Annotated in this window: 1 rRNA gene; it reads right to left on the minus strand. The window is 61.2% G+C overall.

Features of this window, described 5'->3' with window-relative positions:
- Positions 1-255 (minus strand): 16S ribosomal RNA (locus QSK03_RS33025); the annotation flags it as partial.

The following is a 255-nucleotide window of genomic DNA, read 5'->3' on the forward strand; positions in this document are numbered from 1 at the left end:
TGTGGCCGATCACCCTCTCAGGCCGGCTATCCGTCGTCGCCTTGGTAGGCCATCACCCCACCAACAAGCTGATAGACCGCGGGCCCATCCCCCACCGAAAAACTTTCCACCCACCGGCATGCACCAGCAGGTCCTATCCGGTATTAGACCCAGTTTCCCAGGCTTATCCCGAAGTGGAGGGCAGGTCACCCACGTGTTACTCACCCGTTCGCCGCTCGTGTACCCCGAAGGGCCTTACCGCTCGACTTGCATGTG

Source organism: Actinomycetospora sp. NBRC 106375, assembly GCF_030269665.1.
In the GTDB taxonomy this organism is placed as follows: Bacteria; Actinomycetota; Actinomycetes; order Mycobacteriales; family Pseudonocardiaceae; genus Actinomycetospora.